Origin of the sequence: Paenibacillus baekrokdamisoli (genome assembly GCF_003945345.1) — a bacterium.
Taxonomy (GTDB): domain Bacteria; phylum Bacillota; class Bacilli; order Paenibacillales; family Paenibacillaceae; genus Paenibacillus_Z; species Paenibacillus_Z baekrokdamisoli.
Genome location: NZ_AP019308.1, coordinates 1,814,879 through 1,840,952, shown reverse-complemented (window position 1 = coordinate 1,840,952; position 26,074 = coordinate 1,814,879). Strand labels below are relative to the sequence as shown.

The following is a 26,074-nucleotide window of genomic DNA, read 5'->3' as shown; positions in this document are numbered from 1 at the left end:
ATTAGTGTTGAGCTTAAATGAAGGGGCATTATTCTGTTGGAGGGATGACTATGAAGCTAGAGAATACGAACCCGCTATTATTATCCATTCCTGACAGTTTCGAAAGCAATCGATTAACTATTCGTGCACCCATACAAGGGGATGGGTTCCGAGTTAATGAAGCTGTCAAAGAAAGTATAGAGGAACTGCGTCCATGGATGCCTTGGGCGCAACAAATTCCAACGATTGAAGAATCAGAAATCGTGACACGACAAGGGCGCATCCGATATATGGAAGGCTCTGATTTAATGCTCTATCTTATAGAAAAGAAAACAAGTCAAATCATTGGGGGCAGCGGTCTGCATCGAATCGATTGGCAAGCTAGGAAGTTCGAGATTGGCTACTGGGTTCGTACCTCCTATCGTGGACAAGGCTTCATTACAGAAGCGGTTGAGAGAATAACGCAGTTTGTTATCCATGAATTGCAAGCGAATCGAATCGAAATTAGATGTGATTCACGGAATGAACGGAGTGCCAGAGTCGCTGAACGCCTAGGTTTTACGAAGGAAGGCATGTTGCGCCATGAGAAATGCGATGTGAATGGTTTCTTACGAGATACACTAATATTTGCTAAGGTTCGGGGTGTGGAGTTTTAAGTTCTGTTTCGCACCTTTCATTTCTAGATTGAGTAGATTGGAGTTGATGGGAATGAATATCGAAATTTATGATATACGAGAGCAGAAGGCTAGACTGGACGAAATAGTGGATTACTTCTGGAAGCAGTGGGGGAGCGAGAGTAACTATCACTTTTATAGAGATTGTATGGAGCATTCTTGTCAGACCGATAATAACCTTCCACGATTCTATGTTGCGATGGAAGATAGTAAGATAGTTGGCAGCTATGCCTTATTAAGAAGTGACTTGAATAGTCGTCAGGATCTTGAGCCTTGGTTCGCTTGTTTGTATGTATCGCCGGAGTTAAGAGGACGGAAGCTTGGCACTCAATTACAGAATCATGCAAAGGATCAAGCCAGAATCGCCGGATATCCCGCGCTCTATTTAAGCACTGATCTGGATGGTTATTATGAACGAAATGAATGGATAGCTAAAGGTCATACTTATTTATTTGATGGTACCCAGACGAAGGTATATGAACTTGAAAGTAGTAAACGGGTCACAATTTCATGACACCCATAGATATGAATGTTAGACACCGCAGGGTGTCTTTTTGTCGTTAAAGCTTCCACAACCCAATTGATGAAATTCCTGTTGAATCGAAATAGTGACAGCTAGATGCCATAGCAAAAACCAGCCTAAGGTCTAGTTACCAGCAAGCCAGATTATCGGTACGATGGATATGGTAAATAACCCCATAATTCCGATCAAGGAGGACTATCATTGAAATCCCATCGTACTCGACTACGCATGACAACGAAGTTAGCTTTTGCTATTGTATTAAGCCTTAGTGTACAGACTGGTTCATTAGCTTTTGCAGAGCGGGTTAATCTGACTAGCCAATCTTTGCCGAGCAAAGCCTTAACGGCCGCTGCAGCAACGGTACCAACGACATACGCAGACACACAGACTACACTTGCTCCAAGATCCGATGGCCCTAAAGATGCACAGGAAGTAACACAATTTCTCGATCGTTTCTTTGCTAATGATGCGATAAAAAGAAAAGCAGGAGCTGTATCCGTTGCCGTTGTAAGGGACGGACAGGTGCTCGCTACCAAAGGATATGGTGTGGTGGATCAAGTCTCCAAAGCACCTGTTGATCCAGACAAAACGACCTTCCGTATTGCTTCAGTCTCCAAAATATTCACGGCAACAGCCATTATGCAGCTTGTGGATCAAGGCAAGCTATCCCTTCAAGACAATATCGAGAAGTTCTTAGATGGGTATAAGGTAAAGAATCCCTTCAACAAACCGGTAACCATCGCTATGCTGTTGACCCACACAACTGGCTTTGAAGTTCGCGATCCAGATGCAAGCAATTTCCTTTTTGATTCTAAAACCAAGCCAATGAGCTTAAAGGAAGCAACCTTCAACAATTTCCCCTCTGTCGTGAGGGAACCTGGCACATCCTATATGTATGATAACTTTGCTTCAAGGCTGCAGGGCTACATAGTAGAGAAGGTTAGTGGAGAGAGCTTCAGTGATTATGTGACGAAGCATGTGTTTAAGCCATTAGGAATGACCTCATCAAGCTTTACCCAAACGGATGATCTGGTAATAAGGCTAGCAGCCACGTATGGTCCAACCGGTGCAGCTAATCCCTTCTACGAGTTGTCACCAAGCCCGCTTCCTGAGGGCGGAGTGATTACGACTTCCAGTGATATGGCACGATACATGAATGCCTTCCTGAATGGCGGTAAAGCAGCGGATGGAACGGTGATCTTATCGGCTGATTCTGTAAAAGCCATGTCGACCTATCATATGTCGATTAATGCTGCTGTTCCCGATACGACTTACGGCTTCGAAGCTCCTTTTTTGCCTTCCAAGGTCAATGGGCAGTTCACTATTGCTAAGGGCGGCGATATACTTGGATTCAGTTCAATAGTCTGGTTTTTGCCAGATAGTAAGACAGGTATATTCGTTACCTATAATACCAACGGGGATCTAAGAGATGATCTATTCGGCGCTTTCATGGATCATTATTATGCCGGTCAATCCACTACAGTAGGGGAACCGGGATTCCAACAACAAACACAAGAAGAGCTGCGCAGCTTTGAAGGCTTATATTCGGATCTAAGGTCATCGACCTTTATAACGAAAGTAACAGCTTCTGGTAAAGGTAAGCTTACAGTATTTGATGCAGTGAATGGCCAACAAGAGCTGACTCAGGTGGGCAAGCTGCTGTTTGTAGATGAGAAGAGTAAGCTTCTTGCATTCGGACTAGATCCACAAGGAAAAGTAAATTATCTCAAATATAGTAATCCAGTTAGCTATTCGGCCAAAAAACCAGCAGCACTTGGCTTCCCGGATATCACCGCTGATCATCCTTATGCGGCTTATATTCTGAGTAATCAATCGCTTGGTCTTTTTGCCGATGACCCGACAAAGCCTTTCAAACCAACAGATACGGTTAGTCGTGGTACATTTATCCATGCTTTATTCACGGAGCTTAACGTTCCATCCTCTGCGAATCCTTCAGAATTCGTAGACATTGATAGCTCTCCTTATGCAGCTGAAATTCAAGCAGCGAAGGAGTTTGGCATATTAACGGGAACAGGAAGTGGGAAGTTCGAGCCAGAACGGCCGATTCTGCGTGAGGAAGCGGCTGTCATTGTGGAACGACTTCTGGTCATTAGCGGTCAACAACCTTCACCAATCACACATAAACTGGCACCTGGAACAGATAGCTGGGCGATTTCAGCCGTTAATACCATGCTGAACCTCAAACTTTATGGACCGGAAGTTACGGTAACGAACGGTGTAACTGATTTCGCTTCCAAACGTGAGCTCAACAAGCAAGAGCTGGCCGCGCTGCAATATCTGTTATTGCTTCCTCAACAAGATTAATAAATAGTGATTAGGTTAAGAATTAAATGACCTGAGTAAAAGACACAGCGGCAGACTAGAACATGAAAGATGTTCTGGACTGCCGCTGTTGTTATGAAGGAATAGTTTACACTTCCAATCCCCTTAAAGCAGCAAGTCAATAGCAGGCTCTAGTTCATGCGGTTCTGTTGGCGTTTCGAATCTTGCTTTCACAAGGCCATTGCGATCGATAAGAAACTTGGAGAAATTCCACTTAACCCCGTCACCAGCGTATATCTCCGGATACTTTTCCTGCAAAAAGTCCTGCATCGTTTGCCCGCCTACGGTCTGAGTGTCGAAGCCTTGGAATGGTGATTGCTGCGTCAGATACTGAAATAAGGGATGAGCCGAAGATCCTCTTACATCTATTTTCTCAAACAGTGGGAACGTCACTCCGTAGTCGATCTCGCAAAATGCTTGCACTTCTGTGTTGCTCCCTGGTTCTTTCTGGTTGAATTGGTTGCAGGGAAAACCAAGAATTTCAAATCCCTGTTCACGGTGACTTTCGTAAAGGCTCTGCAGATCAGCGAATTGACGAGAATAGCTGCATTTGCTGGCGGTGTTGATAATTAAGAGAACTTGTCCTCGGTAGGCTGACAGTTCAATCGGTGTTCCGTTTATTGTGGTCGCTTGAAACTCATAAATGGACATGTTACAGTTCCTCCTCCGTTGTATGGTTTGATACATCATATAACCAAAAGTTCTATTGGTCTAATATATAAATAAAATAATCTTCATAGGTAAATTTAATATACGTGGTAAGTGTTGCTTGCTATTGAGAAAATGTTGCTTGCTATTGGATAAATGTTGATTACAGCTTCGATTCGCGGCTTTTATTATTGTCTATTTCGTAGTTTTATTGATAATATGGACTACTATAAGCGATAGTTTGAAATAGGGTAAGCAAACAAGGGAAAACGAAGGGAGTATAACATGATTCGATTCGGCATTATAGGAACAAACTGGATAACAGAGAGGTTTATTCTAGCGGCAAGAGAGGCAGACGGTTTTGAGTTAACCGCTGTTTACTCACGGTCGCAGGAGACAGCCGATGCCTTTGCAGCTAAGCATGACATTGCACATACCTTCACAGATTTGGACAAAATGGCAAGCAGCAGTGAGCTGGATGCCGTGTATATTGCCTCTCCTAATTCCCTTCATGCAGCGCATGCTGTGCTGTGTATGAGTCATGGCAAGCATGTTCTCTGCGAGAAGCCAGCGGCTTCGAATACGAGAGAGCTGCAGCTTATGATCGATGCGGCTGCTGAGCATCAGGTTGTTTTCATGGAAGCGATGAAGAGTACATTGCTGCCTAGCTTTCAATCCGTGATGGAAAATCTGCCGGCGATTGGTAAAGTGCGTCGGTATTTTGCAAGCTATTGTCAGTATTCATCCAGGTATGACGCTTATAAAGCAGGGCAGGTGCTGAATGCATTTAATCCTGCGTATTCGAATGGCGCTTTAATGGATCTCGGCGTTTACTGTATTTATCCGCTTGTGGTGCTCTTTGGACAACCCATCGCAATGAAAGCAAATGGATGGCTGCTTGATTCTGGTGTGGACGGTCAGGGTAGTCTGATTGCTCAATACCCGGATATGGAAGCCGTAATTATGTATTCGAAAATTTCTAATTCAGCTATACCTTCAGAAATTCAAGGTGAAGATGGCAGCATAATCATCGACAGTATAAGCGATCCCCAGAAGATCGAGATCCGTTATCGAGATGGACGTGTGGAGGATATATCGCGACCCGCTGATCGACCTACCATGTATTATGAAACCCAAGTATTTATCGATATGATTCGCACCGCGAAGAAAGAGTCACCAATTAACTCGCATGCAAACTCGCTTATCGTTATGGGGATTTTGGATGAAGCGCGTAAACAGCAGAAACTTGTATACCCTGCAGATACAATAACAAACCATCTTCAATGAGAGCTAGCCGAAGATAAGTAGGCAAAACCAAGGAATGGACGTGCAGGTTTTTGAAAATATCCGTTGAGCTTATCCCTCGAGATATCGAGCAATTAGATCATGAATTACAGCTTATTCAATCCAGCTTCTCGGAAGTGAATACCATCAATATTCCGGATCTGCTACGATTCAGCATTCGCAGCTGGGAGGGAGCCGTTCGAACTTTACCGTATTATGAGAATTGTATTCCTCACATCCGAGCGATTGATTTTAATCTCAAGGAGAATTTAGGTTTGCTGGATTATTTGAATGCGAATAACATTACGCAAGTGCTAGCTGTAACAGGCGATCTGCCACAGGATATGAATCGTAACGTATATCCGACAACTAGTGTGGACTTCATTCGAATAATCAAACAAGAATGCCCGCATATCAAAGTATACAGTGCAATCGATCCTTATCGAAACAACTTCAAGGAGGAGCACGAATACATTCAGCGCAAGCTTGACGCAGGTGCAGATGGATTCTTTACGCAGCCTTTCTTCGACTTGAGACTAATGGAAGTGTATTATGAGCTGCTCGGAAATGAAGATGTATTCTGGGGAGTATCGCCTGTTATCAGTCAAAAATCACGTAATTATTGGGAAACGAAGAATCATGCGATCTTCCCCAAACGGTTCGAGCCAACGCTGGAATGGAATATTGATTTTGCTCGGGAAGTATTGAACTTCAGTAGGGCGACTGGCACCAATATGTATTTCATGCCGATTCGAGTGAATCTGGAAGCTTATTTAAACGGGGTTTTCAAATGAATGGTTTACATAATTAAATATATGTAAACCATATAGGGCGGATTTGTAGCGGTTGCGCTATTCACCTCGCTGCTGTTTATCCTATCTATGGATATTTTTGCGAGCAGAGGCGTGATCATAGAGCAACCGGCTATAAAAGAAAGCAAATCCCTGAAGTGTAAAGGTACGATGTGATATATCTATCAACCCAACTAACTCACTTTATTGACCAATCATGACTTGTTCCTTCGGATAGTGAAGACGTGCATCTTGATTCCCTTTCTTTAGAAACAGAAGAAGGTTCATAATGCCAATTCGACCGATGAACATGGTAAGAATGAGAATGATTTTGCTTGTGGCACTTAAACTTGCAGTTATGCCCGTAGACAGGCCGGTGGTTCCGAAGGCCGAACAGAGCTCGAATAGCAAATGTTCAAATGGACGGTTCTCCACCCAAACCAATACAAGCATACAAGTGAAAATTAATGCGATTGCAGTGAAAAATACAATATATGCTCTTCTAACATCCTCATCTATAAGCTCCCGGTTAAACACAAGTATGCTCTTTTGTCCACGCATAATGGAGACAACGGAAGCGACCATAACAAAGATCGTCGTCGTCCGTATTCCGCCGCCTACGCTGCTTGGTGATGCACCAATGAACATCATACCTGCAAGCATCGTCAGAGAAGGGGCGGAGAATTGCCCAATATCAATCGTCGCGAGTCCTCCACTGCGCGAGGAAACAGAATGGAATAATGCGATGAAGAGTGCTTCGTGCCAGCTTCTCCCTTTCAATACACCTTCTTGCTCGAATAAGAATATGAACAACGTTCCCGATACAATGAGAATAGCGAACGTGAATGTTGTGATTTTGGTGAATAACGAGAATTTATATTTTCTAAGCTTCCGCTGTGAGAGGGCCGTTCTAACTTCAATTAATACGGGGAACCCAATGGCGCCGCAAATAATTAATACCATCGTAACAGCCTGGTAGAAATAATCGCTCGCGAAATTCATTAAGGAATTCCCATATACATCGAAGCCTGCGTTGGTGAAAGCACTCACCGAAGCGAATATTCCGTGAAAATAAGCCACATACCACTTTGTCTCATAACCAGAGATAAGAAGATGGCTCCCCAGTAACACAGCACCAATGAGCTCAATAACGAGTGACAAAACAATAATATCTCGCATAAGAGCGACCAGCCCGGACAGCTTGGAACGGTTATGATCGGCAGCAATTCGAATGCGCTGCTCCAGACCGATCTTCTGCCCGAATAATAACCAGACCATAGTTCCCATCGTCATAATGCCGATTCCACCGATTTGGAATAGAATAATAAGCAGCACAATTCCCCAGTTATTAAAAATATCGTCGATGGAAATAACCGAAAGTCCCGTTACACTAATTGCGCTGGCTGCCGTGAACACAGCATTCATAAAGGATAGGGAAACACCAGGTTTGTGGAAGAAAGGCAAATACAATAAGACGGATGAGACCGCAACGCAAATGAAATATAAGGTGACGATGAGCTGAACGGAGCTCATCCGCTTCTTAGGGTTATCGAGCTTCAAGATGAAACAGCCTCCTGTGAATCTATACTATCGATTAGCATAACCCATTAAGAGTGAGATTAGTAGCTGAAAAGTATATAACCACTTCTGTAAGGATGAACGTTATTCCTTATTCGCTTCACCAATTGTTGCTGCTAGAATGGGTGTTGGATGATATGTTGAATTAAAAAAGACTATTCTCTAAGAGCCTAGAATAGTCAAGATGGAGTGAATGAACTGGCGATTGCAGAGTGCGTTGAATTGAAAGAACTAGGTTTCCTTGCGAAGCTTGGCATCCAATATATAAGTACCAATTGGAACGAAGGCTGCAAGGAACGCAATGACAACACGCAAGAAGGACCAACGTTTCACAATCCATACTTGTAGAAGAGCGATGAGATATAAGGTGAACAGCAATCCGTGAATGGCACCCACAATTTGGACCGCAATCGGCATATCTGCCCAGTATTTGAGTGGCATAGCGATTAAGAGAAGAACCAAATAAGATGTACCTTCCATATTTCCAATGAATCTAAAACGACCAAGTGCTGTTTTGAGCATGATTGGCGGCGACCTCCATTATTTTTGATTAGAGTATTGTCTTCTTCTAATACGAGTGTTGTTCGAGGATGGTTGCGACGAATCATCTGAAATGCGTTGACTTATATGACGAAATCGTGTATTTTATATAAAATAATATTCACACAAAAACCATTATCAAGGATATAAGTGTCTAACAAGATCTGTATTCAGAGAGGGAACCGTGGGCTGAGAGGTTCCTTACGATCTTTGATGCTTCCTACCTTGTAGTTGCTGCAGGGAACTCAGAGTATCTGCAGCCGGAAAACTCCCGTTATCGAGCAAGAGAATCTAGACCGATTGGACGATTGCAGCTATATGCAATCCAATTGTCGGTTTGTGATTAATTTTGGGTGGTACCACGAGCGCGCACTCGTCCCTTAACCAGGGATGGGTGCGCGTTATTTTATGTGGGGAGGATCATTCGAATGAAACAGACCAATGCTTTTGTACCAACACTTCGGGAAGTTCCGGCAGATGCTGAAGCAATCAGTCATCAATGGCTAGTAAAAGGAGGCTTCATTCGTCAGCTCTCCTCTGGTATTTATTCGTTACTTCCGCTTGGCCGAATCGTAATCAGACATATTGAGACGATTGTCCGTGATGAAATCGAGCTTGCAGGAGCGCAAGAAGTGCTTCTTCCTGCTCTACAGCCTGCTGAATTGTGGCATCAATCTGGCAGATATGAGATCTATGGTCAGGAGCTTATCCGCCTGCATGATCGTCATGGACGTGAATTTGCTTTAGGTCCGACTCATGAAGAAGTTATTACTTCATTAATTGAGCAAGAAATAAAGTCCTATCGGAAGCTTCCACTCACGTTATTCCAGATACAAACCAAATTCCGAGATGAACGGCGACCTCGCTCGGGCTTGCTTCGATGCCGAGAGTTTCTAATGAAGGATGCTTATTCTTTCTCAGCAGATTGGAAAGATCTTGATCGGATCTATGACGCCATGTATGCAGCTTATCACCGTATATTCCAGCGCTGTGGGCTGAATTTTCGAGCAGTGGAGGCCGATGGCGGCGCAATTGGCGGGGAAGGCGGAACACACGAGTTCATGGCTATTGCTGAATCAGGTGAAGATATTATTGTGACATGTAATACCTGTGATTATGCGGCTAATTTGGAAAAGGCAGCAAGTGTGAACACTTCAGTGGAATCTGGTCATACACCATCTCACTCACAAGCAGTCGGCCAGATGGAACGATTCTACACGCAAGATTTAAGAACAATTAATGAGCTAACGGACTCACTAGGTATAGAAGCTTCCGATCTCATTAAGACCGTCATATTCATAGCTGATGGAAAACCGGTTGCTGTACTCGTGAGAGGCGATCACTCCATTAATGAAACAAAGGTGAAAAATGCATTACAGGCCATCCACATTGAACTTGCAGATACCGAGACCGTCCGGAGTATAACAGGTGCTGCAACTGGCTTTGCGGGTCCAGTATCTCTGAATATCCCGCTGTTGGTAGACTTTGCAGTTACAGCAATGGGCGAAGGAATTACTGGTGCCAACGAGACGGATTACCATATTCGTCATGTCGTACCTGGCCGAGATTTCACGATTACGCTTGCTGGCGATTACCGGAATGTTCTGGAGGGAGAGCATTGCCCATGCTGCTCTATGGGCACACTTAAGACCGTTCGTGGTATTGAGCTTGGTCATGTCTTCAAGCTTGGAACCAAATATAGTGAGAAGCTTGGGGCAACCTTTGTAGATTCGAGTGGTATAGAGCAGCATATGATTATGGGTTGTTATGGCATTGGGATTACACGCCTTATGGCGACTATCATTGAACAGCATCATGATGAGCACGGAATGATTTGGCCTGTTGCCATAGCCCCCTACCAAGTTCATCTAATACCCGTGTCCATGCAAGATCAGGCGCAGAGCGAGGCAGCTGAGCAGCTTTATAAACAGTTACAGGAAGCTGGCATTCGTGTGCTGCTTGATGACCGTGATGAGCGAATGGGTGTCAAATTAAAGGATGCAGATCTCATTGGTCTTCCGATTCGTATTGTGGTTGGAAAAGCGATAAGCGAAGGTTTACTGGAGTTGAAAGAACGTCGAAGCAAGGAGCCAGCAGAGCGAATTGCTGTTACTGAAATTGCAGCACATATTCAAGTTTTGCTAGGAAAATAATCTAGTCTTCATCGAAATTGGATCAGCAGCAGACGCTAACTTACACGGAAAGAACCCAATACCCTAAGGTCACACCCTTTTACGTAAACACGGACGGGTAGATGACCTAAGGCAAGGGTTCTTTTTGCTGCTTTGGGCGATTAAGCTGCCATCCTACATTTGCCGATCAATCGCCTCGGCCATGGTTTTATCTGTAAGATGTGCGTAAATTTGAGTGGTTTCTGGTGAAGCGTGACCAAGCTGCTCTTGCGTCTTGTAAAGATCATTCCGCAAATAATAATCCGTTGCGAATGAGTGGCGCAGCTTATGTACGGACAGAAAGGGCTTGCCGAATCTCTTCGCATATTTGATGACCATTTCTTGAATAGCCCGCTTCGTCATGCGAGAGCCTTCCTTCTTACCATTAGCAACAGCGAGGAAGAGGGCTTTCTCTCTCTTGGGTGATTTGTACTGAGAATCTCGCAAGGATAAGTAATGCTGGAGATCCAGCATAGCCTCCTGGCGGAAATAAACGGGCGTCTTGAACGTATCGTCATTCTTACCTTTACGGTACACATACAAAAGCTTCTTTTTCAAATCGATATCGTCGACATTCATATTGAACACCTCTGATACACGAAGGCCAGAGTTCAGAATGAGACTAATAATGCTTGTATCGCGTAAACGATTAATCTCATAGGCATATAGTGCTTGCTTATTCTTTGCAACATCTTTGCCATAATCCTCATGAATATATCGAATGAACTCCTCGATCTCTTGCTCTTGAAGCAGCTTGCCTTCAAGCTTAGCTGCCGTATCTTTGGGCTTCTGTGTTCGCTTAATGGATACTTTGGCCATGACATTCCGCTTAAGTAAGGGATAGAACTCCTCATCCTCGGCAATTTGGCTTAAATAATGAAACAAAGACCGAAGAGAAGAGAGCTTGCGGGAAATAGTTGTCTTGCTGTTCGTATTCAGCTGGCGTGTGGCAAGAAACATTTTGAATGCATCTATGCTATCCATATGAAGCTTCTCAAGCTCCTCAAGTGTTATCTCACGGAAGCCAGGTCCCTGTGCGAGGCCCTCTGCTAATAACCAAGAGAAGAAAGTATCATAGTCACGAATGTATTCGAGCAGGGAGGAGGGAGATAGATCAGGCAGCTTGAAATTAATAAATTTCTCCACGTACCAAGGCATGGAAGGTGTCTTGCGGTCCAGCTCCTGTCGATCTTTCATCTTAATAATGTTCAAGTGGGAATCTCACCTCGGGTATTTCGATTTGCCAATAGGTTGAAATCTATGAATCTCTCTCTATTTTAAAACAGCCTGAAGGCATTGTAAACAATGAACAAGAACATTCGTTCTTATCTTGTGAATGGATCTGCGAAAACAAAATATTTGCTGTCTATAGACGATAGAATTGCATCCAGCAGGCCGTGTAGGTCGTCCAAGTGATATTGTTCGTGCTTGCATGTATCTGACCTCTCCAGATAATAACCTCGTAACGGGTACGGATGACTGACTTCTCCATTGAGAACATTGAACAATTGCGTAATAATGAACTCAAGCCTATAGCTTACTAAGGAGGATGAGTGAAAGTGCGCAAAGTTAAGATTGGAATCATTGGCTGTGGTCAAATCAGCCATATTTACTTGAAAAACTGCACAGAAATGTTTGATATCCTAGAAGTGGTTGCCTGTGCCGACCTCCTTCCAGAGCTAGCTAGTAAGCGAGCGAATGAGTTCGGTATACCAAAGGCATGCACGGTAGACGAATTGTTGGCTGATCCGGAGATTGAGATTGTTGTAAATCTAACTGCTCCTGCAGTTCATGCTTTAGTTAATCTGAAAGCGCTTCAGTCAGGAAAGCATGTCTATACAGAGAAACCATTTGCTTTGAGCTTGCCCGATGCTGATGAGGTGCTTGCACTTGCTGCTTCTAAGGGACTGCGAGTTGGTTGTGCACCGGATACCTTCCTTGGCGCAGGTATTCAAACCTGCATCAAGCTCATAGATGATGGCTGGATTGGAACACCATATGCGGCAAGTGGAACTATCATTATGGGAACCTCTAGTGACGGCATGCATCCGAACTTTCAGAACTTCCTGAGACTAGGCGGAGATCCTTTATTAGATATGGGACCCTATTATTTGACGGCATTAATCGCTATGCTCGGACCCGTTCGTCGTGTCACAGGATCTGCACAGCAGGTAGTAAGAGAATTACAGATTCTGAATCACAAGTCACCTCGCTTTGGTGATACGGTTCCTGTAGAAGCGCCTATGAATGTAGCGGCCACACTTGATTTTCATAATGGAGCGGTTGTCAGCTTACAAGCATCCAAAGAAAGCTTCGGTTATTCGCCGCGTCTTGAAGTGTATGGAACAGAGGGCATTCTTTATGTGCCGGACCCGAATTTCTTTGGTGGTTCCATTGCCATTAAGCAGTCAAACGGAGAAACGAAGGAATTCCCGTATTCGCATCCGATTGCAACCGATAGTCGTGGATTAGGAATTGCAGATATGGCCTATGCTCTTCAATCCGGTAGGCCTAACCGCGCAAGTGGTCAATTAGCACGACATGTACTGGATGTGTCGCTTAGCATTTTTGAAGCATCGGAAACAGAGCGGCATGTTACGATTCAATCTGGCTGTGAACGTCCAGCTCCGCTGCCTCTAGGTTTAAAATATAATCGTCTTGATCTGTAAACTAAACTTTTAATAGAAGAGAGGATGAAGATAGAATGAAATTCCCAATTGCTTTACAGCCTTTTACGATACGTGAGGAAATGAGTCAGGACTATGTAGGTTCTTTAGAAAAGGTTGCTGCAATAGGTTATACGGGTATCGAGCTCGGTCTTCCACCAGAGGGCATGACAGTAGCTGAGCAAAAAGAGCTTTTGACCCGGTTAGGTCTTCAGGTTATTGGCACTCACTGTTCTTTAGAGCAGCTGACGAATGATCTGGATTCTATCACAGACTATTTGCATGAAGTAGGCGGCAAGTACGTTGCGCTATCGCATCATTTTGATTCCCGTGAAGCTGTTTTGGAAGCGGCTCAAGCCTTTAATCGTATTGGTGAGAATTGTGCCAAGCAAGGCGTTACCTTCCTTTATCACAATCACAACTGGGAATTTACTCAGTTTGATGGCGAATATGCCCTAGATATTCTACTCCGCGAAACCGATCCGTCATTCGTGAAGATGGAGCTGGATACTTATTGGGTGAAACGTGCTGGATTAGATCCAGCTGCTTACCTTCGTAAGCTTCAGGATCGATGTCCTTTACTGCACATTAAAGATATGGAGCCTGGTGAGGAGCAGTTCTTTGCCGAAGTTGGGGAAGGCATATTGAACTTTGCGGATATCTTCCAAGCGGCAGAAAAAGTCGGAACCGAGTGGTTAGTCGTTGAACAGGACCAAAGCAGAAGATCTCCACTAGAAAGCATTGCGATCAGTTATAATAACCTGAAGAAAATGGGAGCTATCAAAGAGTAGTAATTCCATTCGCGTAGTGGGAGACTTCGTTATGAAGGCAGGGACAGGGCTTGGGCCTAGACTGCTGAATGACTATGAATTACTCTATTTTCCAGATGGGACGAGAACGGTCTATCATGTAGGTAATGAGCAGTATACGCTTGTTTACAAGCGGACGGGCCTTCCTATCTGCCAATTGAGAATGAGTTCTTAGTAGGAATGATGAAGCAAATCCTTACCATCGCTTATACACTCCCAGATCGGGTACAGCAAAGAGGCGGTACCTTGCTTCTGGCTTTACTTGAGGAATTGAACGGTTCGATTGCTGCTTTATGAAGAGAAGAGTGTGAAACAAGTAGCTTATGCGGTCGGCTATACGGATGATATGGATTTATGTCCGGTCCACGAGGGAGATTCCTTGTATCCTCCTAATCGGATCTTGTATTACAAAGGACTATAGAGGGTTAAATATAAAAAGTACCGTTTAAATCTGTTAATAGAGAGTAGGTTCAAGTGAATGTTTCCATTCAAACTAGCATTAAATGTGTCCACTTTATTCCCCTATGAACTGGATATTAAAGGCCAAGTACAAGTCGCAGCAGAAGCTGGATACGAAGGAATTGAGTTATGGGTAAAGGATATTGAGCAATATGTCAATAACGGCGGTACCATCGCGCAATTAAAGCGTTATTTTGCCGATGCGGGTATACAGGTTGTCAACGCAATTGCTTTCTTTAAGTGGTCTGACGCAAACGATGAAGTAAGAGCACAAGCCTTCCTTCAAGCTGAAAAAGAGATGGAAATGCTGGTTGAATTGGGTTGTTTAGCAGTTGCTGCACCTCCGTTCGGTGATGTTGAAGCCGTTACTCTTGAAGAGATGGCTTCTTATTACGCTCAATTATCGAATCTGGGTCGTAAGCTCGGGATCGAGCCTTATCTTGAATTCTGGGGGAGGGCGAAGAAGCTGTCACGACTTAGCGAGGCGCTGTACGTCGCTGCAGAGAGTGGCGTCGAAGATGCTAAGCTTTTACTTGATCCATTCCATATGTACACGGGAGGCAGCAATGTAGAAAGCTTAGCTTACTTGAATGGACAGCGAATTGGAATCGTTCATGCGAATGATTATCCTTTTTCACCTGCAAGAGAGGTTATTGAAGATCGCGATCGCGTCTTCCCAGGTGAAGGCATAGCGCCATCTTCTAAGCTTGCTCAGCTGCTCTACAATTCAGGTTATCGCGGCTATTTATCTTTGGAATTGTTTGTGGAAAGCTATGGCGAGCAATCGGCTGTAGAGATTGCAAGACATGGCCTTGAAGCGATGAAAAAGACTTACTCGGTGGAGTCATGACTCTATTGATCATTAAATAATTAATTAATGCAATTAATTATGGCTCTAGCTTGAAATAACATATAACAAAGTGAAGCGGACGGAATCGTTCTGAAGAAGCGATAGCGTTCGCCTTTGTCTCCGGATTTCTACCGCTAAGGATAGAATCAAGAAATCAGGAGACAACAGCGATCGTAAGAATGATCCGTCCACGAAGCGGACTTTTATGCACGTATTATATGGTGTCGCGAATTTTTAGCTTCTTTGTTTTGTAAGAACATACTACCCATTTCCATAATGAGAGTTTTTTTAGATGATTAGAATTTACTCGTATTGGACAGGCTGCTGTTTCGTACATGTTACAATGAAAGCTGTTGCTTATAACATCAAAGTCTAGCTTAAGCAGCAAGGTAACGATACGGAGGGATTCATACATCATGTTCAGACGACTATCAGTACTTGTTCTCTTATTGGTACTAGCTACATTAGTGACTACAACTTATTATGCTGAAGCGCAGACTCCAGCAACATTGAAATTCGGCAGCACAGGCCCGGATGTACCCGATTTGCAGTTTAGGCTACAAACAATGGGTTATTTTAAATCACCTATCACGACTACATTCGGAATGACTACGCGAACAGCACTTCAAAATTTTCAATATGCGAATGGCATTGCTAAGGACGGAATTGCAGGTCCTAAGACGTGGAGGAAGCTAAAGAAATTGTCAGTTAACAAGCCAGAACTCTCGAAGCTTGCACGAATTATCTATTCCGAAGCAAGGGGAGAAATATATGCAGGGCAAGTCGCTGTAGGCGCCGTTGTTATGAATCGGCTTCAATCCTCCAATTTTCCTAACACGTTAACAGGGGTTATCATGGAACCCCATGCTTTTACTGCAGTAGCAGACGGTCAATATTGGTTATTGCCTGATCCAACTGCTTTCCAAGCAGCAAGAGATGCTGTAAAAGGGTGGGATCCGTCGGGAAATGCTCTCTTTTACTATAACCCGAATACGGCAACCTCGGACTGGGTGCGCTCACTCAAAATTATCAAGAAGATCGGCAATCATGTTTTTGCGAAGTAAGTGCTTCGCTTATAGGTCCATTTATTTATTGGAAAGAATCCGCCTAGTGCGGATTTTTTTGTTCGCTTTTATGCAACAAAGCATCAATCTTACACGTTAGGTAAATAACAGCACAAGAAATTAGTGATTATTAATGTCGTTAACTAAATGACTGAGGAGAGATGATGAATGAAGAAATGGACAGCATTACTCGTAATTCTATCCTTGTTTGTATGCAGCACGACAACTATGGCTCATGGTAATCGAGGGAACCATAATCATGAAAACGCCTGTAAGAAAGTAGAAGATAGAATGCTCCATTCTCTAAAAAAGGTAAAGGATGAGAAGGAGCGAGCAGCATTAAAGAGCAAGATTGAAGAAATAAGAAAGAAGTGTGAGTCTGATGCAAATCAAGGGCAATGGTCGGATCAGAAACGAGTTAATTCGGATAAGAATGAACTGCAAATTCGTTATACCAACAATGATTATGCCAATGTAGTAACGGGTCCACTCATGTTGAGCCAATTAGGAACGAATGGTTCCATTATCACGTGGAGTTCCAACAAGCCCGCTACGATTTCAAATAACGGCTTAACGGTGAACCGTCCTCAAGATAAAGACGAGAAGGTAGTCTTAACTGCAACAATCCGCTACAACCAGGCATCTTCTAATAAATCGTTTACGGTACTTGTTAAATCAATAACCAGCACCATTACAGATGCTCAGAAATTAGCAAAGGATAAAGAAGCATTGAATCTCTCCTTTAACGGCACGGATACAGCCAATAATGTGACACAGAAGCTGAAGCCGCTTCCTGCTAAAGGTGCGAACGGATCTACGATTATCTGGTACTCGGGAAATGCAAGTGTGATCTCTTCTGATGGTCAAACGGTGAACCGACCAGCTGCAGGAAGCGGAGATAGCACGATTATATTAACGGCATTAATTAATAATAATAATGCTGCGGATGTTAAGGTTTTCACTATAACTGTCAAGCAGCAAGTTTCTGATACACAGAAGGTAGCAGAAGATAAAGCAGCTCTCGAAATTGATTTTGGCGGTGACGACAATGCGAGCAGAGTCACTAGAGCACTTGATAAATTGCCGACAAAAGGAAACAATGGCTCCGTTATTACATGGACTTCCAGCTCTCCAGCCATACTTTCGAATGATGGAAAGACGATTAATCGCCCAGCTCTTGGTACGGGAGACGCAACAGTTGTGATGACAGCTTTCATTAATATCAATGGAACAGCTGATGTGAAAGTATTCGTTCTGACCGTTAAACCATCCTTAACAAGCAGTGAAGCTGTAAGTGCAGACAAAACAGAGCTTGCAATCAAGTTTAAGGATCAAGATAATGCTTCAAGCGTAACACAATCCATTATTTTGCCTACAAAAGGTTCTTATGGCAGCTCTATTACTTGGTACTCCAGTATGACATCTGTTATTTCTGATAAAGGTACTCTCATCAATCGACCGGGTCGTGGAAAAGGCGATGTAATGGTGACCATGATTGCCATTATAAGCAGTGGCAGCTCAGCTGATTTGAAGACGTTCACCTTAACGGTGAAACAGCAATACTAAGGGTATGACCCGGTATTGAACTTTAAACAGCCCAGCGCTATGATGTATAAGCAGTAGGTACGAACAGGACTTATACATCGGACAAATAGGGTGAGTATATGGAAGCTAAATTTTGTTTAACATGCGGTTCTGCGTTAGAGAAACGAAATATGGACGGTACGGTTCGAATGGCATGTACGGCCTGCAGCTTCGTCCATTGGGGAAATTATAGTGTGGGTGTGGGTGCTCTTGTTGTGAAGGAAGAAAAAATATTACTCGTTCGCAGAGCACAGGAGCCGGGCAAAGGCTACTGGACGAATCCAGGCGGATATATCGAACAGCATGAGCTGATTGAAGAAACTATTCAGAGAGAAGTGCTGGAGGAAGCAGGAGTCGAGGCAGTCATCAAGAGTGTTGTTGCCGTTAGGGACCAACCAAGATCAATTCATAATGTATATATTGCATTTTCTATGGATTATGTGTCGGGTGATCCGATTCCAGATGGGGTAGAGGTAGATGCAGCTGGGTTCTTCAGCATCGAGGAGATGGCAACGATGAATGTTGCCGGCTTTACGAAGTGGCTGGTCCATATCGCCCTTCAACCTCATACCTCAGAAGGACTTACCCCAGATAAATACCCCATCGTTCCACTGGATGGATACGGCCTGTTCCGCGCGAATTAGTTTCCATAATATTAATTATGTAAAACTAAAAGACGACTCTTATCGCGATTTGCGAGAGAGTCGTCTTTTTTGATTATATGAAGTGCAACATAAAAACCGACTCATTCGTCTAGTAGATAACTAGGAAACGAATGAATCGGCTTTAATAATATAACTTTTATGATTTAACAATGCGACGTGCTGTCACGTATGAGTTTTGCCAATAGCTGGTTGTCATATCGGAAACAGTAACGCCTTTACTGCTAGAGCTATGTAAGATTTTGTTATCACCCGCATAAATAGCAACATGGCTTATGCCAATCCCGTTGGTCTTGAAGAATACGAGATCTCCCATACTGAGATAATTCTTATCTACCGGCGTACCTTCTGTTGCTTGAATGGATGAGGTACGTGCAAGCGAAATATCGAAGTTATCAAAAACATACTGTGTAAAAGAGGAACAGTCGAAGGCATTTGTCGACATACTCACAACACCAAACTTATATGGAGTGCCGATATATTGTTTGCCGTATTGGATGATTTTTTTGGTTGTCTCTGTTGCTGCATGTGCTGGTGTAGCTGTCCCTAAGGCAAGTGCTGTTAAACCAAAGGTGGCGCACAAGCTCACGTTTATAACGCTTTTTACTAATCGTTTCATAGGCATGTTCTTGTTGTTCCCTCCAAGTTGTTGATTGTAATAGGTCCGAAGTTAACTATAACACACAAAAAAACACGATAAATTCAACATTAAGAGGCAAACAGCGTAGCACTAGCAACGATACCTCTTTATGAGAAATTAATGAGAATTCTCTCATAGAACAGCGCTGCGTATGAATTTCCAATCGTTTGGAAAGTTATGCGTGTTTTGTTATGATATTAAGGTACTAAGTAAAGATGCAGAAGTGGAGGAGAACCGACTTGAAGGATGATCATAATCAAGGTGAAACTTACCAACTGGCTACCTTTGCCGGAGGGTGCTTCTGGTGCATGGTGACACCGTTCGAGGAGCTTCCAGGTATAATAAGTGTGCAGTCGGGTTATATGGGCGGACACACCGTTAATCCGACTTACAAAGAGGTATGTTCCGAGACTACCGGCCATGCTGAGGTCATACAGATTAAGTTTGATCCCGAAGTATTTCCTTATAAGAAGCTGCTTGATATTTATTGGATGCAAATTGATCCTACGGATACAGGTGGACAGTTCCATGACCGGGGCTCGTCTTACCGAACAACTATCTTTACTCATAATGAAGAGCAGCAGGAGCTTGCTGAGAAATCGAAGCAGGAACTTAATGAGAGCAAGCGATTCGATAAACCAATCTATACACCAATTGTACCTGCGACAATCTTCTTTCCTGCCGAGGACTATCATCAGGACTATCACCACAAGAATCCGCTTCGTTATAAGATGTACCGTAAAGGTTCCGGACGTGATAATTTCATTGAGAGTCACTGGAATACCAAGCTGGACCGAGAGAGTCGTAGGCATACGTTAACTCCTATTCAGTTTGAAGTTACACAAAACAATGGAACAGAGCCTCCGTTCCGTAATGAATACTGGGACTTTAATGGTGAAGGTATTTATGTGGATATCGTGTCTGGAGAGCCTTTATTCAGCTCCTTAGATAAGTTCGATTCGAACTGCGGCTGGCCCAGCTTCACGAAGCCTATCATTCCTTCACAAGTAAAGGAAAAGCAGGATATAAGCCATATGATGATTCGTACTGAAGTGCGCAGCAGGGAAGCGGACTCACATCTTGGTCATGTCTTTACGGATGGTCCTGGGCCGACTAAGCTGCGTTACTGTATTAATTCGGCTTCACTAAGGTTCATCCCTAAGGCGGAGCTTAAGGAAGCTGGTTATAGCCAATATTTGAAATTGTTTGAGAAATAATTTGATCGATACCAATAATTAATGACATTAATTTAGCCGATATTCAAAGATGACAAGCTTTGGCTTGTTGGAATTTGAATATCGGTTTTTGTTTACATAAATTTATCGTCAATCATAATTAGGTGACATATTTAATATTATGTAAACAAACAACTAATTAATTAATAGCATTAATAATATCGTTGGTTGAACCTAATTTAAAAAGCGTTAAATCAGTCTTGTGCTGATTTAACGCTTTTTTAGTACCTAATAGTGCTGATAATCTGGCTTATAAAGCCAATTCTATTGGTACTTTTTAGGTAAATGCTGAAACGCTTCTAGCGCTTTACCGTAATAACCTCTAGATCAGGACAGAGAGGGGAATTATGGAATGAGTGAATTTAATGCTTCAATACCGCATAGACCTGAGTTTAATTGGTCACCAAAGAAGACGAAAGCGACGATAATTGGCGGTGTTGCTCTAGTTGCAGTCATTTTAGGCTTTACCACATTTTATACGGTACAAGAACAGGAACATGCAGCCATATTGACCTTTGGGAAGATTACCAACAATGTTGAGAAAGCCGGTTTGCATTTTAAATTACCATATCCGATTCAAGAGGTCATTAAGCTGCCAGCTGTTAAGACACAGCGGATCACGATTGGTTATCGCGATGATAATGGCCAAGTTCGGGCAGTAGATGAAGAAGCACTAATGATTACAGGTGATGAGAATATCGTATCTGCAGATGCGGTAGTGGAATGGAATATTAGTAATATTGAGAATTACTTATACAATATCGATGATCCGGAAGCCTTCTTGCGTAATTCAGCGATCGCTGCCATTCGTTCAGTCATGGGAGCTAATAAGCTGGATTATGCCATTACGGAAGGGAAAACGGTCATTCAAGGCAAAGTGAAAGAGAAGCTTATTGAGCTTCAGACGCTGTATGGTACGGGAATACATATTCAAGATGTGAAATTTCAGGATATTGAACCACCTGGTGGTGAAGTAACGAATGCATTCCGCGAGGTGACCAATGCAAGAGAGCAGAAGAACACCAAAATAAACAATGCTGCCAAATATGAAAATGATCGTATACCTAAAGCGCGTGGGGAAGCGGAGGCACTTCGCCAGGATGCTGAAGGCTTGAAGCAATCTCGTATTCTAAATGCCCAAGGGGACGTAGCCAAATTCAACGCTATCTATTCCGAATACGTGAAGAATCCTTATGTTACGAGAGAACGGCTAGTTATTGAGACTTTGGAGAAGATTTTGCCAAAAGCGAAAATATTTATCTCAGATTCCTCTAGTGAAACTGTGAAATACTTACCGATCAATGAACTACTTCGCTCTGGAAATACTGCCAGCTCAACACCAAGCACAGGAGCAGCAGCACAAGGAGGAACAGGAAAATGAATAAACGCTGGATATTCACAGGTTTAGGAGTAATTGCGGCCATCATTGTATTGAGTGGTTCTTTATTCATCGTACGTGAAGGCGAGTATAAAGTCGTATTGAAATTCGGAGAAGCGGTGCGGTATATTGATGAACCCGGAATGAATTTGAAAATTCCGTTCATTGAATCGGTCACCCACCTACCCAAATATCAAATGGTCTATGATAGTAAACCAACACCGATATTAACGAAGGATAAGAAACCGATCGTCGTGGACAATTATACGGTATGGCGCATCGATGATCCTCAGAAGTTTCTTCGTAAGTTTCAGTCTGTCGCCTATAGTCAAGAGCGAATTGATGCTGCTGTATACAGTACGGTTCGCAGGAAGCTCTCTGAGATTGATTACGGGAACATCATTAGTGAGAATACATCTCGTGGAGATTTGACCGAACAAATTACGTCCGAGGTTAGTGCAGGTATGGAAGAGAACGGAATTAAAATCATTGATGTGCGGATTAAACGTACCGATTTGCCAGAAGAGAATAAGCAAAGTGTCTACAGCCGGATGGTATCCGACCGGCAGTCGATTGCTACCCGATATTTATCAGAAGGTGATGAAGAGTCTCGTAAAATCACCTCCAAAGCAGACCGAGCTGCGACCGAATTAATCGCTCAAGCACAATCCGATGCCAAGAAAATTCTAGCGGATGGTGAACAGCAGGCTGCGAAAATCTACAACGATGCTTATGGCAAAAACCCTGAGTTTTACAAGTTATATCGTACATTGGAGAGCTACATTACTACATTCCAAGGCGAACCCGTCATCATGCTGCCGATTGATTCCGATTATACTAAGATTTTGTTAGGAAAATAGGATCGCGATCGCGAGGAAATATAAGTTGGCAAGCTGATCTCACTTCGGTGATGATCAGCTTTTTTTAGCATGTATAGAGCAAATGGATGGAATAGTGTTTTCCGAACGGTTCATATATAATTTTTGTACATGTTAGTAACGGAGGTGTTTAAATGTGAGAACCATACTCATCGTGGATGATGAAGATAAAATTAGGGAAGTCGTGGTATCTTATTTGCAAAAAGAAGGTTTTCGTACGATGGAAGCAGCTGATGGCAAAGGTGCTATGGAGATTGTTCGAAGTGGTAAGGTGGATCTTGTGATATTGGATTTGATGCTTCCAGATCTATCGGGAGAGGAAGTATGCCAATTCATTCGGCAATATTCAGCGATTCCTATTATTATGCTAACGGCTAAAGTTACAGAGGATGATCGTGTGAAGGGACTTTCACTAGGTGCGGATGATTATGTGTTGAAGCCATTCAGCCCTCGTGAGCTAATTGCTAGGGTGAGAGCCAATCTTCGCCGCTGGCAGGAGGATGAATTATTAGCGGAAACGATATCCTTTCAATCTGATGATCTGGTCATTCATACAACCGCACGTGAAGTGTTCAAAAATAGAGAACGGATCGCATTAACCCCAACCGAATATAAGCTGCTCTTTACTTTAGCGCGTCATCCCGGACGGATATTCACCCGAGAGGACCTGGTTCAGAAGGTGCTCGGTTATGATTTTGAAGGGGATGCAAGGGCAATTGATCAGCATGTGAAGAACCTCAGACAGAAGATCGAATCCGATCAGAAAAACCCTGTCTATATTAGTACTGTCTTTGCTGTAGGGTACCGGTTTGCAGGGGGACAATCATGATGAGAGGCTTATATGCACGGTTTGCAATTGCCTTTATTGGCATTGCTTCAGGCGTTTTACTGATCTCTACGATTGCTTTTATCGTTGAGACCCATTACCATTTTAATCTCTATCAGCATCAGGCAATGGATAGTGGAATGGGTTCTGCTGCTTTTGATAATCATTTTGAGCAAGCGCTAGTACAATCTGTTCTATGGTCGGCTATTCTTGGCATTGTATTCTCGATTCTATTAAGTCTTGTCGTAGCGAAAAAAGTAACAAGCCCACTTATTCATATGAAAAGAATAGCGGAACGAATGGCAGGAGGAGAACTTACGGCAAGAACGGCCCTTAAAGGGACAGACGAGCTTTCCCAATTGGGCGCATCTCTTAATTACTTAGCTGAGCAGCTCCAATCCCAGGAGCAATTAAGGAAAACGATGACAGCGGATGTGGCACATGAATTAAGAACACCGCTTGCTACGCTCAAAAGTCATATGGAGGCTATGATTGAAGGTGTCTGGGAGCCTACTCCAAAGCGTTTGGAATCCTGCTATGAGGAAATTGAACGGCTGCGCTACCTCGTTGGAGATTTGGAGCAGCTAACCGAAATGGAAGCTCCCCATTTCAAGCTCTTTTTAAATATTGAGAATATATCGGCAATCGTGGAACATCATGTTGAGGCAAGCCGGGCAGCCTTTGAGCAAAAAGAGGTTATCCTTCATGTTCAGAGCGAACCATCCATTCAAGCTGCAGTCGATAAGCTGCGAATCGGGCAAGTCATCGTGAATGTATTAATGAACGCCTTAAAATTCACACCGCAAGGCGGTAAGGTTACCATTGAAGTTGCTAGAGAAGAACGAATGGCGGTTATTCGTATCATAGATACGGGGATTGGAATACTTGACCAGGACTTGCCGTTCATATTTGAAAGGTTTTATCGGGTGGACAAGTCTCGTGATCGCAAGACGGGAGGCAATGGAATAGGCTTAACCATTGTGAAGAGATTAGTCGAGGCTCACAAGGGGACGATCGATCTGACAAGCACTGTGGGAGAAGGGACAACGGTAACGATACGATTGCCTGTACAATAGCTTCCTGTTCTACACAAGATCTACATAAGTCTCCTTTACAATGAAAGGGAGAACAGGTGTAGGAGGAAATTATGAAAAAAATTGCAATAGCGTTATTACTCACAGCTGTTTTTTTAACAGCTTGCGGCAAATCAGGCGGGTCGATGGATCACGCTATGGAAGGTGGAACTTCAGGAACCACGGAGAGTACGAGTACGAATCATAATGAAATGGGAGGCATGGATCATAAAGGAATGCCTGCGGTAGCGGATAAAGCAGAAGCAGAACGCATTCAGGCTGCTTTTACACTTTCAACGGATAAGACCAAACCTAACCAAGATACGACCATCACCATTCATTTAAAGGATAAGGATGGTATGCCGATCGAAAAGTTTGATAGGCAGCACGAGAAACTGATGCATTTTATTATTGTAAGCAAGGATTTGTCCTTCTTTAACCATATCCATCCGGATTACAAAGGGAAAGGGGAATTCACAGTAACTACGCAATTTCCGAGTGCAGGAGAATTTGAATTAATCGCAGACATTGTGCCAACTGGTGTGGGAGCCATGAGCAAAAAGAAATGGGTAACGATTCAAGGGAGTGTGCCAGCACAACAAGCGATTATACCTGATACCTCCTTGACGAAAACCGTCGACGGTAAAGAAGTGACCCTTTCCTTCGATCATCTTATGGCAGGAATGGAGCTTAATCTTACCTTTAATATGAAGGATGCTCAAACAAAAGATCCCGTGACCGATTTGGAGCCGTTTCTAGGTGCCGTGGGACATGTGGTTATTCTTAATCAAGATGCAGGAGAGTATCTGCACGTCCATCCCTTAGAGGAGAAAGCCTCTGGACCGGATGCGAAGTTCATGGCGACATTCCCGCATAGCGGCATTTTCAAAATTTGGGGACAGTTCAAGCAAAACGGAAAAGTGTTCACCGTACCATTCGTTGTTAAAGTTCCTTAACAGAATACGCAATAGCTAACGGAGACCTGAAGGTGAATGCTTTGAGAAAAGCAGCGATCTTCTTGGTCTCCGTTTTTCTTCTTCTAACGACTGGTGACTCCTAATGATGAGGGATCTTATTCCAGATCTTATTCCAGAGTGACTACTTGGGGTGACCGGGAAGTTGTGGAAGTGAAATAAAAGGAAAAAAAGCATGCCCAGGAAAACTGTTGATTGACAAAAGAATAGACCGATTAATAACCGCGGAAATCGCGGTTTTTTTATTATAGGATCACAACAGATCCATCTCTCAGCCAAGAATCCTATACTAGTTTTCGAAATAAAGCTGGTATTTTTGTTAAAAATAGAAAGATGGTTCTCATTCTGAATGATATAATAGTGGATATTTGATTTACAGAGTTTTAGAAGTTCGGTGAATAAGGAGTGGAATAGGCTCTTATTCACTGGACTTAATGGGGGAGAG

General features: G+C 43.3%; 24 protein-coding genes and 1 pseudogene. 20 read left to right on the top strand and 5 right to left on the bottom strand.

Going from position 1 to position 26,074, the window contains the following annotated elements:
- The first annotated feature begins 50 nt into the window (after positions 1-50).
- The 3 genes from EKN16_RS08070 (at position 51) to EKN16_RS08060 (ending at position 3,501) form a co-directional block, all read left to right on the top strand.
- Complete coding sequence (locus tag EKN16_RS08070; protein WP_125655253.1) at positions 51-635, top strand: GNAT family N-acetyltransferase; 585 nt, start codon at positions 51-53, stop codon at positions 633-635.
- A 52-nt stretch (positions 636-687) separates the two neighbouring features.
- Positions 688-1,167, top strand: a complete 480-nt coding sequence (locus tag EKN16_RS08065; RefSeq protein ID WP_125655251.1) for a GNAT family N-acetyltransferase — start codon at positions 688-690, stop codon at positions 1,165-1,167.
- Positions 1,168-1,377: 210 nt separating this feature from the next.
- Entirely contained in the window at positions 1,378-3,501 is a 2,124-nt protein-coding gene (locus EKN16_RS08060) for a serine hydrolase domain-containing protein (protein ID WP_183530796.1), read from the top strand.
- Between the two features lie 123 nt (positions 3,502-3,624).
- Here EKN16_RS08060 and EKN16_RS08055 read toward each other — a convergent pair whose 3' ends face one another.
- Positions 3,625-4,170 (bottom strand): glutathione peroxidase, encoded by a 546-nt coding sequence (locus EKN16_RS08055; protein ID WP_125655247.1) that lies wholly within the window; start codon positions 4,168-4,170, stop codon positions 3,625-3,627.
- 282 nt (positions 4,171-4,452) lie between these two features.
- Between EKN16_RS08055 and EKN16_RS08050 the strand changes: the two genes are divergently transcribed.
- Both EKN16_RS08050 and EKN16_RS08045 read left to right on the top strand, forming a co-directional pair.
- Positions 4,453-5,454: a Gfo/Idh/MocA family protein gene (locus EKN16_RS08050; RefSeq protein ID WP_125655245.1), complete on the top strand. Its 1,002-nt coding sequence runs from the start codon at positions 4,453-4,455 to the stop codon at positions 5,452-5,454.
- A gap of 50 nt (positions 5,455-5,504) precedes the next feature.
- The gene (locus tag EKN16_RS08045) at positions 5,505-6,245 is read left to right on the top strand and encodes a methylenetetrahydrofolate reductase (RefSeq protein ID WP_125655243.1); all 741 of its coding nucleotides are present in this window, start codon (positions 5,505-5,507) and stop codon (positions 6,243-6,245) included.
- Between the two features lie 201 nt (positions 6,246-6,446).
- On the opposite strand, the gene EKN16_RS08040 is transcribed toward EKN16_RS08045, so the two are convergent.
- Entirely contained in the window at positions 6,447-7,775 is a 1,329-nt protein-coding gene (locus EKN16_RS08040) for a TrkH family potassium uptake protein (RefSeq protein ID WP_164523094.1), read from the bottom strand.
- A 276-nt stretch (positions 7,776-8,051) separates the two neighbouring features.
- Complete coding sequence (locus EKN16_RS08035; protein ID WP_125655241.1) at positions 8,052-8,342, bottom strand: DUF3817 domain-containing protein; 291 nt, start codon at positions 8,340-8,342, stop codon at positions 8,052-8,054.
- A gap of 446 nt (positions 8,343-8,788) precedes the next feature.
- On the opposite strand from EKN16_RS08035, the gene EKN16_RS08030 reads away from it, so the two are divergent.
- The gene (locus tag EKN16_RS08030) at positions 8,789-10,513 is read left to right on the top strand and encodes a proline--tRNA ligase (RefSeq protein ID WP_125655240.1); all 1,725 of its coding nucleotides are present in this window, start codon (positions 8,789-8,791) and stop codon (positions 10,511-10,513) included.
- Between the two features lie 153 nt (positions 10,514-10,666).
- Here EKN16_RS08030 and xerS read toward each other — a convergent pair whose 3' ends face one another.
- Positions 10,667-11,743 carry a tyrosine recombinase XerS gene (gene xerS / locus EKN16_RS08025; RefSeq protein WP_125655239.1) on the bottom strand — a complete coding sequence of 359 codons (1,077 nt, stop codon included), beginning with the start codon at positions 11,741-11,743 and terminating at the stop codon, positions 10,667-10,669.
- A gap of 172 nt (positions 11,744-11,915) precedes the next feature.
- Between xerS and EKN16_RS32925 the strand changes: the two are divergent.
- The 8 genes and pseudogenes from EKN16_RS32925 to EKN16_RS07990 all read left to right on the top strand — a co-directional run.
- Positions 11,916-12,014 (top strand): annotated as a pseudogene (locus EKN16_RS32925) (3-ketoacyl-ACP reductase); the annotation flags it as partial.
- Positions 12,015-12,090: 76 nt separating this feature from the next.
- Positions 12,091-13,200, top strand: a complete 1,110-nt coding sequence (locus EKN16_RS08015; RefSeq protein ID WP_125655238.1) for a Gfo/Idh/MocA family protein — start codon at positions 12,091-12,093, stop codon at positions 13,198-13,200.
- A 35-nt stretch (positions 13,201-13,235) separates the two neighbouring features.
- The gene (locus tag EKN16_RS08010; RefSeq protein WP_125655237.1) at positions 13,236-13,988 is read left to right on the top strand and encodes a sugar phosphate isomerase/epimerase family protein; all 753 of its coding nucleotides are present in this window, start codon (positions 13,236-13,238) and stop codon (positions 13,986-13,988) included.
- A 31-nt stretch (positions 13,989-14,019) separates the two neighbouring features.
- Positions 14,020-14,181 carry a hypothetical protein gene (locus tag EKN16_RS32140; protein ID WP_164522726.1) on the top strand — a complete coding sequence of 54 codons (162 nt, stop codon included), beginning with the start codon at positions 14,020-14,022 and terminating at the stop codon, positions 14,179-14,181.
- A 303-nt stretch (positions 14,182-14,484) separates the two neighbouring features.
- Positions 14,485-15,315, top strand: coding sequence for a sugar phosphate isomerase/epimerase family protein (locus EKN16_RS08005; RefSeq protein WP_125655236.1), 831 nt, complete (start codon positions 14,485-14,487; stop codon positions 15,313-15,315).
- Positions 15,316-15,731: 416 nt separating this feature from the next.
- Complete coding sequence (locus EKN16_RS08000; protein WP_125655234.1) at positions 15,732-16,379, top strand: cell wall hydrolase; 648 nt, start codon at positions 15,732-15,734, stop codon at positions 16,377-16,379.
- Positions 16,380-16,547: 168 nt separating this feature from the next.
- On the top strand, positions 16,548-17,945 hold the full coding sequence (locus EKN16_RS07995) for an immunoglobulin-like domain-containing protein (RefSeq protein ID WP_125655232.1): 1,398 nt from the start codon (positions 16,548-16,550) through the stop codon (positions 17,943-17,945).
- 98 nt (positions 17,946-18,043) lie between these two features.
- Complete coding sequence (locus EKN16_RS07990) at positions 18,044-18,607, top strand: NUDIX domain-containing protein (protein ID WP_125655230.1); 564 nt, start codon at positions 18,044-18,046, stop codon at positions 18,605-18,607.
- A 157-nt stretch (positions 18,608-18,764) separates the two neighbouring features.
- Here EKN16_RS07990 and EKN16_RS07985 read toward each other — a convergent pair whose 3' ends face one another.
- Positions 18,765-19,244, bottom strand: a complete 480-nt coding sequence (locus tag EKN16_RS07985; protein WP_232016298.1) for a C40 family peptidase — start codon at positions 19,242-19,244, stop codon at positions 18,765-18,767.
- A gap of 260 nt (positions 19,245-19,504) precedes the next feature.
- On the opposite strand from EKN16_RS07985, the gene msrA reads away from it, so the two are divergent.
- From msrA to EKN16_RS07955, 6 genes are all read left to right on the top strand, one after another.
- Positions 19,505-20,482, top strand: a complete 978-nt coding sequence (msrA, locus tag EKN16_RS07980) for a peptide-methionine (S)-S-oxide reductase MsrA (protein WP_375782086.1) — start codon at positions 19,505-19,507, stop codon at positions 20,480-20,482.
- A gap of 370 nt (positions 20,483-20,852) precedes the next feature.
- Entirely contained in the window at positions 20,853-21,881 is a 1,029-nt protein-coding gene (gene hflK, locus EKN16_RS07975) for an FtsH protease activity modulator HflK (protein ID WP_125655224.1), read from the top strand.
- The gene (gene hflC, locus EKN16_RS07970; RefSeq protein WP_125655222.1) at positions 21,878-22,738 is read left to right on the top strand and encodes a protease modulator HflC; all 861 of its coding nucleotides are present in this window, start codon (positions 21,878-21,880) and stop codon (positions 22,736-22,738) included. Before hflK ends, hflC begins: the two co-directional genes overlap by 4 nt.
- A gap of 154 nt (positions 22,739-22,892) precedes the next feature.
- Positions 22,893-23,585, top strand: coding sequence for a response regulator transcription factor (locus EKN16_RS07965; RefSeq protein ID WP_125655220.1), 693 nt, complete (start codon positions 22,893-22,895; stop codon positions 23,583-23,585).
- A complete protein-coding gene (locus tag EKN16_RS07960; protein WP_125655218.1) occupies positions 23,582-24,658 on the top strand; it encodes a sensor histidine kinase in 1,077 nt (358 codons plus the stop codon). The genes EKN16_RS07965 and EKN16_RS07960 overlap by 4 nt, the downstream gene beginning before the upstream one ends.
- A gap of 71 nt (positions 24,659-24,729) precedes the next feature.
- Complete coding sequence (locus EKN16_RS07955; protein ID WP_125655217.1) at positions 24,730-25,611, top strand: DUF8832 domain-containing protein; 882 nt, start codon at positions 24,730-24,732, stop codon at positions 25,609-25,611.
- Positions 25,612-26,074 lie beyond the last annotated feature (463 nt).